At 72.8% G+C, this 15803-nt stretch carries 15 protein-coding genes; 3 read left to right on the plus strand and 12 right to left on the minus strand.

Annotated features, from left to right (window positions below; all coding sequences use genetic code 11):
- The 4 genes from G5C51_RS30925 to G5C51_RS30940 all read right to left on the minus strand — a co-directional run.
- The coding region (locus tag G5C51_RS30925) for an ABC transporter permease (RefSeq protein ID WP_420824876.1) at window positions 1–874 on the minus strand (874 nt) is incomplete at its 3' end.
- Window positions 874–1527 carry an ATP-binding cassette domain-containing protein gene (locus G5C51_RS30930; protein ID WP_165242114.1) on the minus strand — a complete coding sequence of 218 codons (654 nt, stop codon included), beginning with the start codon at window positions 1525–1527 and terminating at the stop codon, window positions 874–876. The genes G5C51_RS30930 and G5C51_RS30925, both read right to left, overlap by 1 nt.
- The gene (locus G5C51_RS30935; RefSeq protein ID WP_165242116.1) at window positions 1524–2594 is read right to left on the minus strand and encodes an efflux RND transporter periplasmic adaptor subunit; all 1071 of its coding nucleotides are present in this window, start codon (window positions 2592–2594) and stop codon (window positions 1524–1526) included. Before G5C51_RS30935 ends, G5C51_RS30930 begins: the two co-directional genes overlap by 4 nt.
- On the minus strand, window positions 2594–3130 hold the full coding sequence (locus tag G5C51_RS30940; protein WP_165242118.1) for a hypothetical protein: 537 nt from the start codon (window positions 3128–3130) through the stop codon (window positions 2594–2596). The genes G5C51_RS30935 and G5C51_RS30940 overlap by 1 nt, the downstream gene beginning before the upstream one ends.
- Before the next feature lie 142 nt (window positions 3131–3272).
- Between G5C51_RS30940 and G5C51_RS30945 the strand changes: the two genes are divergently transcribed.
- The gene (locus G5C51_RS30945) at window positions 3273–3929 is read left to right on the plus strand and encodes a response regulator transcription factor (protein WP_165242120.1); all 657 of its coding nucleotides are present in this window, start codon (window positions 3273–3275) and stop codon (window positions 3927–3929) included.
- On the plus strand, window positions 3926–5137 hold the full coding sequence (locus G5C51_RS30950; protein WP_165242122.1) for a sensor histidine kinase: 1212 nt from the start codon (window positions 3926–3928) through the stop codon (window positions 5135–5137). The genes G5C51_RS30945 and G5C51_RS30950 overlap by 4 nt, the downstream gene beginning before the upstream one ends.
- A gap of 257 nt (window positions 5138–5394) precedes the next feature.
- Here the strand turns inward: G5C51_RS30950 and G5C51_RS30955 are convergent, their stop codons facing one another.
- The 5 genes from G5C51_RS30955 to G5C51_RS30975 form a co-directional block, all read right to left on the minus strand.
- Window positions 5395–6495: an SLOG cluster 4 domain-containing protein gene (locus G5C51_RS30955; RefSeq protein WP_165242124.1), complete on the minus strand. Its 1101-nt coding sequence runs from the start codon at window positions 6493–6495 to the stop codon at window positions 5395–5397.
- A gap of 76 nt (window positions 6496–6571) precedes the next feature.
- On the minus strand, window positions 6572–7777 hold the full coding sequence (locus tag G5C51_RS30960) for a hypothetical protein (RefSeq protein ID WP_165242126.1): 1206 nt from the start codon (window positions 7775–7777) through the stop codon (window positions 6572–6574).
- Window positions 7759–8541, minus strand: coding sequence for an ABC transporter ATP-binding protein (locus G5C51_RS30965; protein WP_165242128.1), 783 nt, complete (start codon window positions 8539–8541; stop codon window positions 7759–7761). Before G5C51_RS30965 ends, G5C51_RS30960 begins: the two co-directional genes overlap by 19 nt.
- 138 nt (window positions 8542–8679) lie before the next feature.
- Window positions 8680–9999, minus strand: coding sequence for an aspartate aminotransferase family protein (locus G5C51_RS30970; protein WP_206314526.1), 1320 nt, complete (start codon window positions 9997–9999; stop codon window positions 8680–8682).
- 31 nt (window positions 10000–10030) lie between these two features.
- The gene (locus tag G5C51_RS30975; protein ID WP_338118368.1) at window positions 10031–10519 is read right to left on the minus strand and encodes an Lrp/AsnC family transcriptional regulator; all 489 of its coding nucleotides are present in this window, start codon (window positions 10517–10519) and stop codon (window positions 10031–10033) included.
- Between the two features lie 185 nt (window positions 10520–10704).
- Between G5C51_RS30975 and G5C51_RS30980 the strand changes: the two genes are divergently transcribed.
- Complete coding sequence (locus tag G5C51_RS30980; RefSeq protein WP_165242134.1) at window positions 10705–12135, plus strand: aminobutyraldehyde dehydrogenase; 1431 nt, start codon at window positions 10705–10707, stop codon at window positions 12133–12135.
- On the opposite strand, the gene G5C51_RS30985 is transcribed toward G5C51_RS30980, so the two are convergent.
- From G5C51_RS30985 to G5C51_RS30995, 3 genes are all read right to left on the minus strand, one after another.
- The gene (locus G5C51_RS30985; protein ID WP_165242136.1) at window positions 12119–13105 is read right to left on the minus strand and encodes an AAA family ATPase; all 987 of its coding nucleotides are present in this window, start codon (window positions 13103–13105) and stop codon (window positions 12119–12121) included. The two genes, G5C51_RS30980 and G5C51_RS30985, sit on opposite strands and share 17 nt — an antisense overlap.
- A gap of 102 nt (window positions 13106–13207) precedes the next feature.
- Window positions 13208–15601 (minus strand): ATP-binding protein, encoded by a 2394-nt coding sequence (locus G5C51_RS30990; protein ID WP_165242138.1) that lies wholly within the window; start codon window positions 15599–15601, stop codon window positions 13208–13210.
- An 11-nt stretch (window positions 15602–15612) separates the two neighbouring features.
- On the minus strand, window positions 15613–15803 hold a 191-nt coding region (locus G5C51_RS30995; RefSeq protein ID WP_165242140.1), incomplete at its 5' end, for a helix-turn-helix domain-containing protein.

Raw genomic sequence — 15803 nt, forward strand, 5'->3', positions numbered from 1 at the left:
CCAGCAAGGCCACCGCGCCCAGGCCCAGCAGCAGGCCCGTGAAAGCCTCGCCCGCCGCCTTCTTTGCTGCCAGGGCGTCCGAGGGGCGTGAGACCTCTACCTCGTTCGGGGCCTCCGGGTTGGCTGTCGCGCCCAGGACTGACTGGACTGCCGGGACCTCCGTGTCCGTCGAGCGCGTGTAGATCGTCGTCGCGTGGCCGTCGAAGCCCAGGCGGTCCTTTGCTGCCGGCCAGCCGACCAGAGCCGCCGTGTCCAGCTCCGGGGCCAGTGGGGCCTTTTCCAGTACGCCGAGCACCGTGAACCATTCGCCGTCGATCAGTACCCGCTGTTCATTCGAAGCCCGTCCCACCCCAAGGCGCTCCGCCGCCGACGCCCCCAGCACCACCGCCGGATAGCGGCCCGTCGCGCCGTTCAGCCACGTCCCCGAGCGCAGGCGTGCGCCCACCGCCGCGCGCAGGTCCGTGCGTGCCGCGTACACCGTGATGCCGCCCGTCTCCGCCTCCGGGATGCGGTCGTTGCGGTAGACGTTCGCGTCGTCCAGCTTTCCCACCGCCGATACGGAGCGGACCGGGCCGATCCGGCCCACCATCGACTCCGCCCGCGCCGGCAGCTGGGCCGTAGCGCCGCCCAGGGGCGAACCGGGCGTCACCGTCAGCAAGTTGGTGCCCAGCGCGTCCAGCGCCCGGTCCAGGTCGGCGCGGGAGGAGGACGAGATGCCGACCACCGCCACCATCGCCGCGATGCCGATCGCGATGCCGAGCGCCGACAGCACCGCCCGCAGCGGGCGCGTGCGCAACCCCACCGCGCCGGTCTTCAGCACATCCGCGGGGCGCAGCCGCGCCGGTCGCAGCGCCTTCATGTCCACCCCGGCCATCAGTCCGTCACCCGCCCGTCCCGCATCCGCACCTGCCGCGGCAGCATCGCCGCCAGCTCCCGCTCATGCGTGATGATCACGACCGTCGTGCCGCCGGCGTGCAGCTCCAGCAGCAGCTCCAGCACCTCGGTGCCGGACGCCGAGTCCAGCGCCCCCGTCGGCTCGTCCGCGAGCAGCAGCGGCGGATCGCCGGCCACCGCCCGTGCGATCGCGACCCGTTGCTTCTCGCCGCCGGACAGCTCATGCGGCCGGTGCGCCAGCCGCGTCCCGAGCCCGACCCGCCGCAGCACGTTCTCCGCCCGCTGCCGCCGCTCCGCGGGGCGCAGGCCCGTATAGAGCAGGCCGTCGGCGACGTTGTCGACCGCCGATGTCCCCGCCGCCAGGTGGAACTGCTGGAACACGAACCCGATCCGCCGCGCCCGCAGCGCCGACAGCTTCGCGTCCGACAGCGCCCCGATGTCGTAATCCTCGATCCGGACCCGGCCCGCGGACGGCCGGTCCAGCGTCCCCAGCACATGCAGCATCGTCGACTTGCCCGATCCCGACGGGCCGGTGATGCCGACCAGTTCGCCACGCTCGATCTCCAGCGATACGGCATCGAGCGCCGTCACCCCGCCGGGATACGTCTTCGTCACGTCCGTCAGCGCGATCACGTCGGCATCCCCACCTTCGTGCCCGCGGAGACGCCGCCCCCGGATATCTCCACCCGGCCGTCCGCGAACAGGCCCGGCGTGACCTCCACATAGCGCGACGTGCCGCCCTTGACGACCTCAAGACCGAAGCCGCCCTCCGCCAGCGCGACCAGCGCCGCGACCGGCACGGTGAGGACGTTCTTGCGGGTGCCGGCTGTGAAGGAGACGTCCACCGCCGCCTGTTCATATGCGGAGGCCGCCTTACGGGCCGCCTTGCCCGGCAGCGCGACCTCCACGTTCACCTTCGTCTCCGCGGGTTCGTCGCCCCGCCCCGGCTCCAGCACCGTCGACACCTTCGCGATCTTCCCGGTGACCGTCCGGCCGTCCGGCAGCCGCACCTCCACCTCGGCGCCCTTCTTCGCCAGCCGCTGGTCGTCGGTGTCCAGCTCGACGGTGACGGCCTTCGCGGTGCCGGTGTACGACAGCACCTTCTGGCCGGGCGAGGCGGCCTCGCCGGCCGCGCCCGCCACGCTGTCGATCCGGACCTGGCCGGGCGCGAACACCACCCGGCCCAGCTCCACCGCCCCGGTCTCCGTCAGCCCGAGGTCCTCCTGCCACGACTTCACCGCCGTGGCCGTGGCCGCGGAGTACTCGTCGTCCACCGTGAAGCCCGTATAGCCGAGCGCCCGCAGATTCGACTCCAACTGCTTGACGTCCCGGCCCTCGCTGCCCGCCTTCAGGGCGCGATACGCGGGCGTGGACCCGTACAGCAGCACCACCGGCTCGTCGTCCGCCCGGAACAGCGCCTGCCCGCGCCGCACCCGGTCGCCCGCCGCCGGCACCGCCGTGAGGGTGCCGGGGCGGCGGGCGGCGGCCTCGGTGGCGGTGCCGTAACCGAGTTCGCCGTCCGCGCTCTCGGTGTCCTTCAGCGTCTGCCGTTCGACCGTGGCGGTGGCGGGCGGCAGCGCGTCCCCGGTCCCCGCCGTGCCGGGGGAGCTGCCGCCCAGTCCGAGGGTGGCGGCGGTGACGGCGCCGCCCGTCACCAGCACCGCCGCCGTCATCGCGGCCTTGGCCGCGGGGCCGGCCATCAGCCCTTCTCCGATTTCAGGCTGCCGCCCTTGCCCTGCAGGTGGTCGCACTTCTTCTCGGCGGACTTGAAGTCCGGGTCCTCCATGATCTTTCCGTCCAGGCGCAGGCCGTTGCCGTCCGGGTCGGGGAAGTCCTCGACGCCGTTCTTGCGCATGCACTGGGAGTACTTGCGCATCTTCGCCTCCACCTTGGGATCCGGCTTGCGGTTCCCGCCCTGGACGCCCGGGTCGTACTTGCGGCAGGCCGCCATCGCCTTGTCGACCTCCTTCTTGGTGAGGCCGCTGCCGGGGCCGGCGTTGATGTTGAGCTCCACGCCCTTGCCCACCTTCGGGTCCTTGACGTCGAGGCCGTGCTTGCGCAGGCACTTGGCGAAGGCCATCGCCATCTCGCCCTTGTCCATGCTCGGGGAGGCGCTCGCGCCTCCCTTGCCGTCGCCGGCCGAGGCCACGCCGTCCTTGTCACCACCTCCGCCGCCGCACCCGGCCACCACCACGGCCAGGGCGAGCAGCGCACCGGACGTTCTCCACGCGGTCATCGCTTCAGCTCCTTCGTCTCGCGTACGAGCCGATGCAACGCCGCGCCCCGTTTCCCGGCCGTTTCCGTCCCGGCCGGACAGGCCCTAACGCCGGGGAAACAACCGCTCCGGCACCATGTCCCCGAAGAGGAGGGGGCCGACGATGCGGGTGCTGGTGGTGGAGGACGAGCCGCTGCTCGCCGACGCGATCGCGGAGTGGCTGCGCGAGGAGACGCATGCCGTGGACGTCGCGTACGACGGGACGGCGGCCCTGGAACATACCGGGGTCAACGACTACGACGTCGTCGTCCTGGACCGCGACCTGCCCGGTGTGCACGGCGACGAGGTGTGCCGCGAGCTGGGCGCCGCCGGTGCGGATGCGCGGGTGCTGATGCTGACCGCCGCGGCCGCGGTCACCGACCGGGTGGCGGGGCTGACGCTGGGCGCGGACGACTACCTGACCAAGCCCTTCGCCTTCCCCGAACTCGCCGCCCGCGTCCTGGCCCTCGGCCGGCGCGCCCGCCCGGCCGCGCCGCCGGTGCTCGCCCGCGCGGGCATCACGCTCGACCCGGCCCGCCGGGAGGTGTTCCGCGACGGGGCGTATGTACCGCTGTCGCGCAAGGAGTTCGCCGTCCTCACCGAGCTGCTGCGGGCCGCGGGCGCCGCGGTGTCGGCGGAGCAGCTGCTGGAGAAGGCGTGGGACGAGCACGCCGACCCCTTCACCGGCGCCGTCCGGCTCGCGGTGCTCAAGCTGCGCCGCAAGCTGGGCGAGCCGCCGGTGGTCGAGACCGTCACGGGAGTGGGGTACCGGATCGCATGAGCCTGCGCACCCGGCTGACGCTGATCTACGGCGGTCTTTTCCTGGCCGCCGGGGTCGTGCTGCTCGGCGTCACCTACGCGCTGTTCAGCCAGCAGATGGAGGCCGGCAAGGCGGGGTCGGTCGAGTCCACGCGCATCGGTCCCTCGGGCGAACCGCCCGAGGGACCCACGGTGAAGGCCTTCAAGAGCGAGGTCGTCGAGCAGACCCGCGACGACGTCCTCGACGCCGCGGCCACCTCCCTCATGACCCAGGGCGGCCTCGCCCTGCTGGTCGTCGGCGCCGCCGCGGCCGGCTTCGGCTGGCTGGTGGCGGGCCGCGTCCTGGCGCCCATGCACCGGGTTACGGAGACGGCCCGCCGGATAGCCGCAGCCCCCGCCGCCGATCGGGGGCTGCACGAACGTATCGCGCTCAACGGCCCGAAGGACGAGGTCAAGGAGCTCGCCGACTCCTTCGACACCATGGTGGAGCGGCTCGACCACTCCTTCGACGGGCAGCGCCGCTTCATCGCCAACGCTTCGCACGAGCTGCGCACCCCGCTCACCGTCGGCCGCGCGATGGTGGAGCTGGCGATGAACCGCAAGCAGGCCTCCGACGACGTGAAGCAGCTCGGCGAGGGCCTGATGCAGATCAACACCCGGCACGAGCGGCTGATCACCGGCCTGCTGCTCCTGGCCACCTCGGAGAACGAGGTCACCGAGCGCCGCCCGGTCGACCTCGCGGATGTGGCGGACCACGTCGCGGGGCAGGTCGCCGCCGAGGCGCGGGCGGTGGGCGTCACGGTCACGGCGTCGGCGGGCGAGGCGCTGACCACGGGCGACGCGCTGCTGCTCGAGCGGCTGGTGTACAACCTCGTCGAGAACGGCATCCGGCACAACGCCGCCGACGGCGGCTGGGTCGAGGTGACGACCGCCGTCGGTGCGGACGGCAGTGCGGAGCTGCGGGTCGCCAACTCCGGCCCGGTGGTGCCGCCTTACGAGGTGCCGGCGCTCTTCGAGCCCTTCCGGCGGCTGGCGCCCGACCGGCCGCTGATGACGAAGGGGGCGGGGCTCGGCCTGTCGATCGTACGGTCGGTGGCGCGGGCCCACGACGGCGAGGTGACGGCGCTGCCGCGGGCCGGCGGGGGGCTGGTGGTGACGGTGTGCCTGCCGGCGGCGGGGCGTGCGGCGGCGAAGGCGGGCGAGGCGCGCCCTGTGGCCCGTACGGCTTAACAAAAAGGAACACCCCGATGCCCCATGCTTTCGGCCGGAGCCGAAGGAAGGACCGGGACCATGCGCGCTACCGCGATGTCAGGGCTGCTGCCGGCCGCCGCGAAGGCGGTGCTGGCGGTGGGGGCGGTCATGCTGCTGCTGTGGTTCGAGTCCGCGGCGGCGGGGGTGAGCTGGGCGGTGGTCTTCGGTCTTGTGGCCGGTTTTGCGACGGTGCGGGGGCTGGTACGACGGGAGCGGCCGGACCTCGGCGGTGACGCTCAGCCCGCCGCCGAGATCCGCGCCAGCGCCGCCGGGACCTCGCCCACCTCGTCCACCAGCGCGATCCGCCGCTCCAGCGAGCGGCCGCGGGCCAGCGAGGTGAGCAACTGCCACGCGGGCAGGCGCTCGGTCCAGTGCTCGCGGTCGACGAGGATCATGGGGACGGGCTCGCCGCGGGACTCGTAGTAGTTGGGGGTGGCCGCGTCGAAGATCTCCTGGACGGTGCCGGCGGCGCCGGGGAGGTAGACCACGGCGGCGTTCGAGCGGGCCAGCAGGCCGTCCTCGCGGATGGCGTTGGCGAAGTACTTGGCGATGTGGCCCGCGAACGCGTTCGGCGGCTCATGTCCGTAGAACCAGGTCGGGATGCCGACCGAATCGCCGCCGCCGGGCCAGCGCTCGCGGACGGCGAAGGCGGCGTGCGCCCAGTCGCTGACGCTCGGCTCGAAGGACGGCACCTTGCCGACGAGCGCGAGGGCCTCGTCGAGCATGTCGTCGTCGAAGGGGGCGGCGTACGCGCCGAGGTTCGCGGCCTCCATCGCGCCCGGGCCGCCGCCGGTGGCGACGGTGTAGCCCTCGCGGGCGAGCTGCCGGCCGAGGCGGACGGCGGCGGCGTAGGCCTCGGTGCCGCGCTTGAGGGCGTGGCCGCCCATGACGCCGACGACGTGCTTGCCGACGAGGAGTTCGTCGAGCGCGTCGGACATGTGGTCGTCGTGGATGGAGCGCAGCATCGACGCGAGGATGTCGCCGTCGTGCTTGGTCTGCTGGAACCAGGAGTACGAGAGCGAGTCAGGCGTCGAGCCGTATCCGGTGCCGAGGCCGGCGAAGAGCTCTTCGGGGGTGTAGAGCAGCCCGCGATACGGGTCGAAGGGCAGGTGCGGGACCGGCGGGAAGACGAGGGCGCCCTGGGCGCGGATGTGGGCGGCGGCCTTCGGCATGAGGCGGCAGCCGAGGAAGACGGCGTCGGCTGCGTCGGCGGTCAGCAGCTCGTCGGTGCGGTTGGTGAGGTCGAGGCCCTGGAGGCGGAAGCCGCGGAGGGAGCGGCCGGTGATGACCTGGTCGAATTCGTCGAGGGTCTCGATCTCGTCCGGTGAATTAGGCACGGTGCCACCTTACGGTGGCGGGAATCCGGGCGCGGAGGGTCGGCCTCGGTGCGGGTTGGGCGGGCGGCTGCGCGCTTCAGCGCAGCGGCAGAGCTGCCAGTTGGGCGACCAGGGCGGAGAGCGGGGCGAAGGCGGCGAGCAGGGCGCCTGCGCGGAGGGCGGCTGCGCCGCGGAGGACGTGCGGGGAGGCGCCGAGGCGGAGCAGGGCGGCCGTGGTGTGTTCGCGGGCCTTCTTCGTTTCCAGGGCCGCTGTTACCACCGTGGCTACCGCGCAGGACACCACCAGCACCGCGCCCAGCGCCGTGATCGGGCCCAGGGCCATCCGGCCCGCCGACGCCGGCTCGTGCAGGGTCAGGGCGACCAAAACGCCTGCCAGGACCGCGCACAGGGCGCCCAGGGGGCGGCCCACTCGGCGGGCTTCCTCCTGCAGGACCCTTCCTGCGAGGAGGCGGAGGGGGCCGGGGCGCAAGGCGGAGAGGAGGCGGCCGCAGAGGTGGGTGATGCCGGGGCCGGCCAGGACCAGGCCGATGGCGATCACGGCCCAGCTCGCCACGACCGGGGGTGAGGCGTGGCCGATGCCGAAGGGGAGGGTGAGCTTCATCAGCTTGCCCTGGTCGGCGAATTCGCCCGCGTACGCGCCGAGGGCGAGGCCCGTCGCCACCAGCGCCGTGCCCCAGGGGAGGTCGGACGGGGCCGGGACGCCGGGCCCTGCGGCGAGACCGCGCGGCGTCGTCAGCCGCGCCGCGGCCTCCGCTGCCGCCGACTCCGCGGCGCTGCCCGGCAGGGCACGGCGCGGGCGCAGGCTGAGCGCGCTCGCCGCGGCGGCCACCAGCGGCAGGCTGATCAGCAGGGTCAGCGCGCCGACCGGCGGTACGGCGACGGCGTTGCCGCCGAGCAGCCGGGCGGCCTCGCCCGCGTACGGCAGCCGGCTGAGCAGCGCGACGCCGCCGCGCAGGTGCAGAAAGGCGAGCAGCGCGATCGCGCTGCCGAAGAGGCAGGTCAGCGCCGTCGACAGCGCCGCGAGCAGCGGCACCCGCACCGGGCCGAAGCCCGCCGACGCGAGCCCGGGGGAGGGCCGGGCGCTGGGGTCCGTACGGGCGACGGCCACCGCCAGGTGCACGGTGGCCAGTATCGGCACCGCACACCAGAGGAGTTGGGGCACCGAGGCATGGCCGAGGGCCGTCAGAAGCAGGAAGCCGACCCCGGCGGACGCGCAGGCGACCATCAGTCTGCGCAGCGCGGCCAGGGGTCGGGCGCCGCGGGCTAGACGGAGAGCGAGCACGAGTCCTCCGTCTCGGATGAGCCCCCGGTCGAGTCCTCCGCCGCCCCCTCCGCCGACTCCGCCGGCGTCGGCACCCCCGGTCCGGTACGCCGCCCGTCGACCAGCGTCACCGTCCGGTCGGCCAGCTCGTGCGCCTCCGCGTCATGGCTGGCCAGCACCGTCGTGATGGAGTGCGAGCGGGCCGCCGCCACCAGCGTGCGCAGCACCCGGACGCCCTCCGCCCGGTGCAGCGCCGCGGTCGGCTCGTCGGCGAAGAGCACCGCGGGCTCCATGACCAGCGCCCGCGCGATGCACACGCGCTGGGCCTGCGCCGCGGTGAGCGCGCGCGGGCGCGCACGGCCCAGGTCGCCGGCGTCCAGCCGGTCCAGCCACTCGCCGGCCCGGCGCTTGGCCTCGCGGTGGGTGGCGCCGGCGAGCAGCAGCGGCAGCGCGGCGTTCTCCCAGACGGAGAGCTCGGGGACCAGCTCGGGCTTCGGGTCGATCCAGCCGAAGTGCTCAAGCCGCATCCGCTCCCGGCGGGCGACCGGGAGCGCGTAGACGTCGAAGTCGTCGTAGCGGACCTGGCCCTCGTCCGGCGTCAGCTGCCCGGACAGGCAGCGCAGCAGCGTCGTCTTGCCGCTGCCGCGCGGCCCGGTGACCGCGAGGATCTCCTTCGCGGCCGCGCCCACCGAAACCCCGACGAGCGCGGGGGTCGGACCGTGGGAGTAATGCAGGCCCCTGCCCCCGAGCAGGTCCCCGTCCGGCGGATCAGCTTCGCCGAGCATCGCGCGCACCTCGTCTTACCTGGGTAGTTCACCTTGTCCGGTGAACGACGGCGGAGTGATTCGGTCACTTCGCACGATAAGAAGGCCGGAGTGCGCCGGGCGGGGACTCGCCCGGTAGTGCGCTCGTACGGGCTACGGCTACAGCTTCTGCCACGCCTCCGTCAGGACACTGCGGAGGATCTGCTCGGCCTCGTCGAACTGCTCCTGCCCCGAGATCAGCGGCGGGGCCAGCTGGACGACCGGGTCGCCGCGGTCGTCGGCGCGGCAGTAGAGGCCGTTCGCGTAGAGCTCCTTGGAGACGTGGCCGTATAGGATGCGCTCGCACTCCTCGTCGGTGAAGGTCTCCTTGGTCGCCTTGTCCTTGACCAGCTCGATGCCGTAGAAGTAGCCGTCGCCGCGGACGTCGCCGACGATCGGCAGGTCCTGCAGCTTCTGCAGGGTGCCGTAGAAGGACTTCTCCTGCTCCAGGACGCGGGCGTTGAGGCCCTCGCGCTCGAAGATGTCCAGGTTGGTCAGGGCCACCGCCGCGGAGACCGGGTGGCCGCCGAAGGTGTAGCCGTGCGGGAAGCTGTTCCCGTCCTCGTAGAACGGGGCGGCGATCCGGTCCGAGACGATGCAGGCGCCGATGGGGGAGTAGCCCGAGGTCATGCCCTTGGCGCAGGTGATCATGTCCGGCACGTAGCCGAACTTGTCGCAGCCGAACATATGGCCGAGCCGGCCGAAGGCGCAGATGACCTCGTCCGAGACCAGCAGCACGTCGTGGCGGTCGCAGATCTCGCGGACCCGCTGGAAGTAGCCGGGCGGCGGCGGGAAGCAGCCGCCGGCGTTCTGCACCGGCTCCAGGAAGACCGCGGCGACCGTGTCCGGGCCCTCGAAGAGGATGGCCTCCTCGATCCGGTCCGCGGCCCAGCGGCCGAAGGCCTCCGGGTCGTCGCCGTGCTCGGGGGCCCGGTAGATGTTGGTGTTCGGGACCTTGTGGGCGCCCGGGACCAGCGGCTCGAAGGGGGCCTTCAGGGCCGGCAGGCCGGTGATGGACAGGGCGCCCTGCGGGGTGCCGTGGTACGCCACCGCGCGGGAGATCACCTTGTGCTTGCCGGGCTTGCCGACCAGCTTGAAGTACTGCTTGGCGAGCTTCCAGGCGGTCTCGACGGCCTCGCCGCCGCCGGTGGTGAAGAAGACCTTGTTCAGGTCGCCGGGCGCGTAGCCCGCCAGCCGCTCGGCGAGGTCGATCGCGGACGGGTGGGCGTACGACCAGATCGGGAAGTACGCCAGCTGCTGCGCCTGCTTCGCCGCGGTCTCGGCGAGCTCGGCGCGGCCGTGGCCCGCGTTGACCACGAACAGGCCTGAGAGGCCGTCGAGGTAGCGCTTTCCGGTGTCGTCGTAGATGTAGGCGCCTTCGCCGCGCACGATCGTCGGGACCGGGTTGTCCCGGTACGACGACATGCGGGTGAAGTGCATCCAGAGATGGTCGTAGGCAGTCTTCGAAGAATCAGTGCCCACGGTTATCGGCTCCCCACGCGTAGGTCTGCTTGCGCAGCTTGAGATAGACGAAGCTCTCGGTGGTGCGGACGCCCGGCAGCGCGCGGATGCGCTTGTTGAGCAGCTCGAGCAGGTGCTCGTCGTCGTGCGTGACCACCTCGACCAGGAGGTCGAAGGAGCCCGCGGTGACGACGACGTACTCGCACTCGTCGATCTCGGCGAGCGCGTCGGCGATCTGCTCCACGTCGCCCTCCGCGGTGATCCCGATCATCGCCTGGCGCATAAAGCCGACGGTGAGGGGATCGGTGACGGCGACGATCTGCATCACGCCCTGCTCCAGCAGCTTCTGCACCCGCTGCCGGACGGCGGCCTCGGACAGACCCACGGCCTTGCCGATCGCGGCGTACGGGCGGCGGCCGTCCTCCTGGAGCTGCTCGATGATCGCCCGCGATACGTCGTCGATCGATGAGTGCCGCTGGTTCGTGTCCTTGTTAGCCACGACCGTACTTTGACACTGAATTCGTCGTTGGGGCAACACTTTTCGATGGAATCCGTATGCTGGGGGTCGTACGAAGGTGAACCTGGCCTGTGGAGATCTTCCGGCGAAATCGCCTGGTGACGGGAGATCGTCCGGCGGCTAGGGTGAGCCACAACAAGCCGACACAAACCTTGGAGGGGTCGGAAGTGACCGAGCCGCGCCGCCTGCGCAACTACATCGCCGGGGAGTTCAAGGACGCCGCCGACGGGCGCACCCTCGATGTGGTCGACCCGACGACCGGAGAGGTGTACGCCACCTCGCCGCTGTCCGGCGCCGCCGACGTCGACGCCGCCATGGAAGCGGCCAAGGCCGCCTTCCCCGGCTGGCGCGACGCCACCCCGGGCACCCGGCAGCTGGCGCTGCTGAAGATCGCGGATGCGATCGAGGCGCGCGCCGACGAGCTGCTCGAGACCGAGTGCCGCGACACCGGCAAGCCGCTGGAGCTCACCCGCGAGGAAGAGCTCCCGATGATGCTGGACCAGATCCGCTTCTTCGCGGGCGCCGCCCGGATGCTCGAGGGCAAGTCCGCGGGTGAGTACATGGACGGCCTCACGTCCTTCGTCCGCCGCGAGCCGATCGGCGTCTGCGCGCAGGTCGCACCGTGGAACTACCCGATGATGATGGCCGTGTGGAAGTTCGCCCCGGCGCTGGCCGCGGGCAACACGGTGGTGCTGAAGCCGTCCGACACCACCCCGGCCTCCACCGCCCTGGTGCTCGCCGACATCATCGGCTCGATCGTCCCCAAGGGCGTCTTCAACGTCGTCTGCGGCGACCGCGACACCGGCCGCCTCATGGTCGAGCACCCCGTCCCCGCGATGGCCTCCATCACCGGGTCCGTACGGGCCGGGCACGAGGTCGCGGCGTCGGCGGCCAAGGACCTGAAGCGGGTGCACCTGGAGCTCGGCGGCAAGGCGCCGGTCGTGGTCTTCGAGGACGCCGACATCCCGAAGGCCGTCGAGGACATCTCGGTCGCCGGCTTCTTCAACGCCGGGCAGGACTGCACCGCCGCCACCCGGGTGCTCGTGCACGAGGCGATCCACGACGAGTTCGTCACCGCGCTCGCCAAGGCCGCCGCCGAGACCAAGACCGGCGCGGGCGAGGACGACGCGCTGTACGGGCCGCTGAACAACGCGGGCCAGCTGGAGCGCGTCGCCGGCTTCATCGAGCGGCTGCCGGCCAACGCCAAGGTCGAGGCGGGCGGCCACCGGGTCGGCGAGAAGGGCTACTACTACGCCCCGACCGTGGTCTCGGGCCTCAAACAGGACGACGAGATCATCCAGAACGAGGTCTTCGGCCCGGTCATCACCGTCCAGTCCTTCCGCGACGAGGCGCAGGCCACCGAGTGGTCCAACGGCGTGGACTACGCGCTGGCCTCATCCGTGTGGACGAAGGACCACGGCCGCGCGATGCGGATGTCCAAGGCCCTCGACTTCGGCTGCGTGTGGATCAACACCCACATCCCGCTGGTCGCCGAGATGCCGCACGGCGGCTTCAAGAAGTCGGGGTACGGCAAGGACCTCTCGGCGTACGGCTTCGACGACTACACCCGCGTGAAGCACGTCATGACCGCGCTGTGACCGACCACTCCTTGCACCGCCGGCGCAGCTCGGACTCCTCGTCCGTGCGCGCCAGGCGGTCCGCTCCGTACGCCCGCTCCAGCGGCGGCAGCCGGTAGCGCGTCCCCGGCACCCCGTCCGGTACGGGCTCGACCACCGAGTCCCGCTGCAGGCCGCGCAGGGCCTGCAGCAGGACCGCCCCGGTCAGCCGCTCGTCGGCGCAGACCCGCCAGGCCGCGGGCACGGTGAACTCCCGCGGGAAGACGCTGAGCCGGGCCCACAGCCGCCGCTCGGACCGCGAGCACAGCCGGTGGCTGACGGTGATGGCGCGGCGCAGGCTCCGGTGGTGCGGCGGTGGCGGGGCGGGGCCGGTGCGGTCGTCCGCCAGGTCGAGGCAGGCGGCATGGTCGGCCAGCAGCCGGCGCGGCAATTCGGGCAGCGGGTGCCGGCGCAGCTGGGCGGCGGCGATGTTGAGGGCCAGCGGCCGGCCGTCCAGCAGCGTGCACACCTCGTCGACGGCCGTGCGGGCCGCCTCTGTCGCGGCCACCGGCGCGCCGTGCCGCTCGGCCGCCCGTGCGAAGAAGGCGGCGGCCGCGGCGGGCGGCAGCGGGTCGAGCTGCATCGTCAGCATGCCCGGCAGCCGGCGCCTGCTGGTCGCCACCACCCGCAGGCCGTGCCGCTCCACGGTGACGGCCGTGAGGGCGTCCGTGCACCCCGGGGTCAGCCGCTCGCAGTCCTCGGCGATCAGCACATCCGGCCGGTGCGCGTCCCGGCCCAGCGGGCCGAGGACCCGGTTGACCGCGTGCACGAGTCCCGCCGGGTCGGCGACCTGGGACAGGTCCGCCCGTACCACCGCACCGCCCATGTCCTGGGCCGCCGCGGCGGCCACCGCGCTCTTTCCGCAGCCGGCGGGGCCCACGACGAGTACCTGCGGGCCCGCCCGCAGCAGTCGCACCAGATGTGCGCACTCCTTCTTCCGGCTCACCAGCATCCGAAGCTCCCTGATCCATCCCGCCGTTGGCGGGGTCTATGCGGAGAGGATCGCTCCGGACGTGGGTCCGCGGCATCGGTCAGCCGCTCCGGTTAGGTACCCCTAGGTATGCGTATCTTCCGCTGACTCCTCGTCGGCGGAGCCGAGCAGAGCGGCGATTTCCAGCCGGGAGGAGAAGCCGAGCTTGGAGAGGATGTGTTCGACGTGGGCGTCCGCGGTGCGCTTGGAGATGACGAGGCGTTGTGAGATCTCCCGGTTGGACAGGCCTTGCGCCACCAGTTCGGCGACCTCCAGCTCGCGGCGGGTGAGGGCGTCGACGGGGGTGCCGGTGGCGGGTGCGGCGGCCGGGGTGCCCGCGGCGCGGCGGCGGGGCAGCGCCTGCGGGGCGTCGGTGCCGGCCGCGGTGAAGGCCAGGGCCTGGTCCTGGCCGAGCGTCTCGCCCTCGGTGAAGAGCCGGGTGAACTCCTTCTCGCCGATGGCTTCTTGGATCTGCCCGATCGTCCGCTCCCGCATGGCGAGGGCGGCCTGCTGGCCGCTCACGGGTTCTGAGCCGAGGCGCCGCCACTGGGCTGCCGCCGCGCCGATCAGCCGGGAGGCGCGCCGGTGCCTGCCCTGTCCGGCCTCCGCCCATCCGGCCATCTCCACCGCTCCGGCGATGCCCACGGTGTCGCCGAGCGCGCCCTTGAGCGCGGCGCAGCGGCGGGCTTCGGCGACCGCCTCGGCGGGCCTGCCGAGCAGCACGAGCGCCATCGTGCGCAGCAGCGACGCGTACCCCTGGGCCCAGCATTCCTCGGGCTCCTCGGTGCACAGCCGCAGGGCCGCGTCGAGTTCGACCATGGCCAGATCCGGGCGGCGGGTGCAGAACAAAAGGGCCGAGCCCTTGATGTAGTGGTGCTGGATCAGATCGGCGCGGGCGCCGTGCGCCGCCAGCAGCGGCTCGGCCGCGGTGAGGGCGGCCATCGCACTGGACTCGTCGCCCAGCCAGTTGTGCACGCCGGCGCTGATGCGCAGGGCCTGGGCGACCAGCCGCGGGTCGCCGAGCTCGTCGGCGGTCTTGCAGGCCTCCAGCACCCAGGGCAAGCACTGCGCCTGACGCCCCTGGTAGCGGCCGAAGTCGGCCCGCCAGATCAGCGTGGTCGCCCGGTGCGCGGCGGGCTCCGAGGCTCTCGCCAGCGCCTTCGCCATCCAGTAGTCGGCCTCGCCGATACGGGCCTCGGTGGCCCAGTACGACCACATGACGGCGGTCAGCGACAGCGGGGAGCCCGCGGTGTCCGGATCCTGCAGCGCGTATCCCAGCGCGGCGCGCAGATTGTCGCCGTCGGGCGCGAGGGCGCGGGCGAGCCGCAGCTGTTCCGAGGTGAAGAACCGGTCGGCGAAGTGGCTGAGCAGGCGGTGGTAGTGGGCGACGTGCCGGGCCCGGCACGCGGTGGTCTCGCCGAGGGAGTCCAGCCAGTCGGCGCCGTATTCGCGGATGGTGTCCAGCAGCCGGTAGCGCGCCTCGTCGCGCGGGCCGCCGGGGCCGTCGGCGCGCAGCACCACCGACTTGTCGACGAGGCTGATCAGCAGCGGGAGTACGTTCGCGACCGGGAGTTCGGCGTCGGCGCAGACGGCTTCGGCGGCGGCGAGGTCGAAGCCGCCGGCGAAGACCGAGAGGCGGGCCCAGAGCAGACGTTCCTGCGGGGTGCACAGCTCGTGGCTCCAGCCGATCAGCGTGCGCAGGGTGCGGTGGCGGGGCTCGGGGACGGAGCGGCCGGCCTCCAAGACGTCGTAGGCGTCGGACAGATGCTGGGCCAGCTGGTCGAGGGTGAGGGCGCGCAGCCGTACGGCCGCCAGCTCGATGCCCAGCGGGATGCCGTCGAGGCGGCGGATGAGGGTGAGGGCCTGCTCGCGATTGCCGTCGGTGATCTCGAAGCCGGGGGCGGCGGCGGCCGCGCGCTGGGTGAACAGCGCCAGCGCGTCCGAGGACGCGGAACCGGGGCGGTGGCCGGATTCGCCGGGGTCGGGCACCGACAGCGGCTGGACGGCGTAGAGGTGCTCGCCCGGCACGTCGAGCGGCTGCCGGGAGGTGGCCAGGATGTGCAGCCGCGGGGCGGTGGGCAGCAGCACGTCGGCGAGCAGCGCGACCGCGTCCAGCAGGTGCTCGCACGTGTCCAGCACGAGCAAGTGCTCCCGGTCCGCCAGGGCTTCCAGCAGCGCGTCGAGGGCGGGGCGGGGATCGTTCCCGGCGAGCCCCAGCGCGCCGGCGACGGTGTGCGGCAGCAGCTCGGCGTCCCGTAGCCCGGACAGCTGCACGAGCCGCACGCCGTCCGCGTAGTCGCCCTTGACCTGGGACGCGGCCCGCAGCGCGATCCGGGTCTTGCCGACGCCGCCGGGACCGGTGAGGGTGACCAGCCGGGAGCGCCCCAGCAGCCGCCGTACGGACGCGAGTTCGGCCGTACGCCCGACGAAGCTCGTCACTTCGGCGGGCAGCCGCCCGCTCCTGAAGCCGAACGTCATGGCATCGCCCCCTACCTGTGCGTGTCTTCTGCGGCGTCCTCGGCGGCGGAGCCGAGCAGGGCGGCGATCTCCAGGCGGGAGGAGAAGCCGAGCTTGGAGAGGATGTGTTCGACGTGGGCGTCCGCGGTGCGCTTGGAGATGACGAGGCGTTGTGAGATCTCCCGGTTGGACAGGCCTTGCGCCACCAGTTCGGCGACCTCCA

The sequence above is a fragment of the Streptomyces coryli genome, from assembly GCF_011044975.1.
Lineage (GTDB): Bacteria > Actinomycetota > Actinomycetes > Streptomycetales > Streptomycetaceae > Streptomyces > Streptomyces coryli.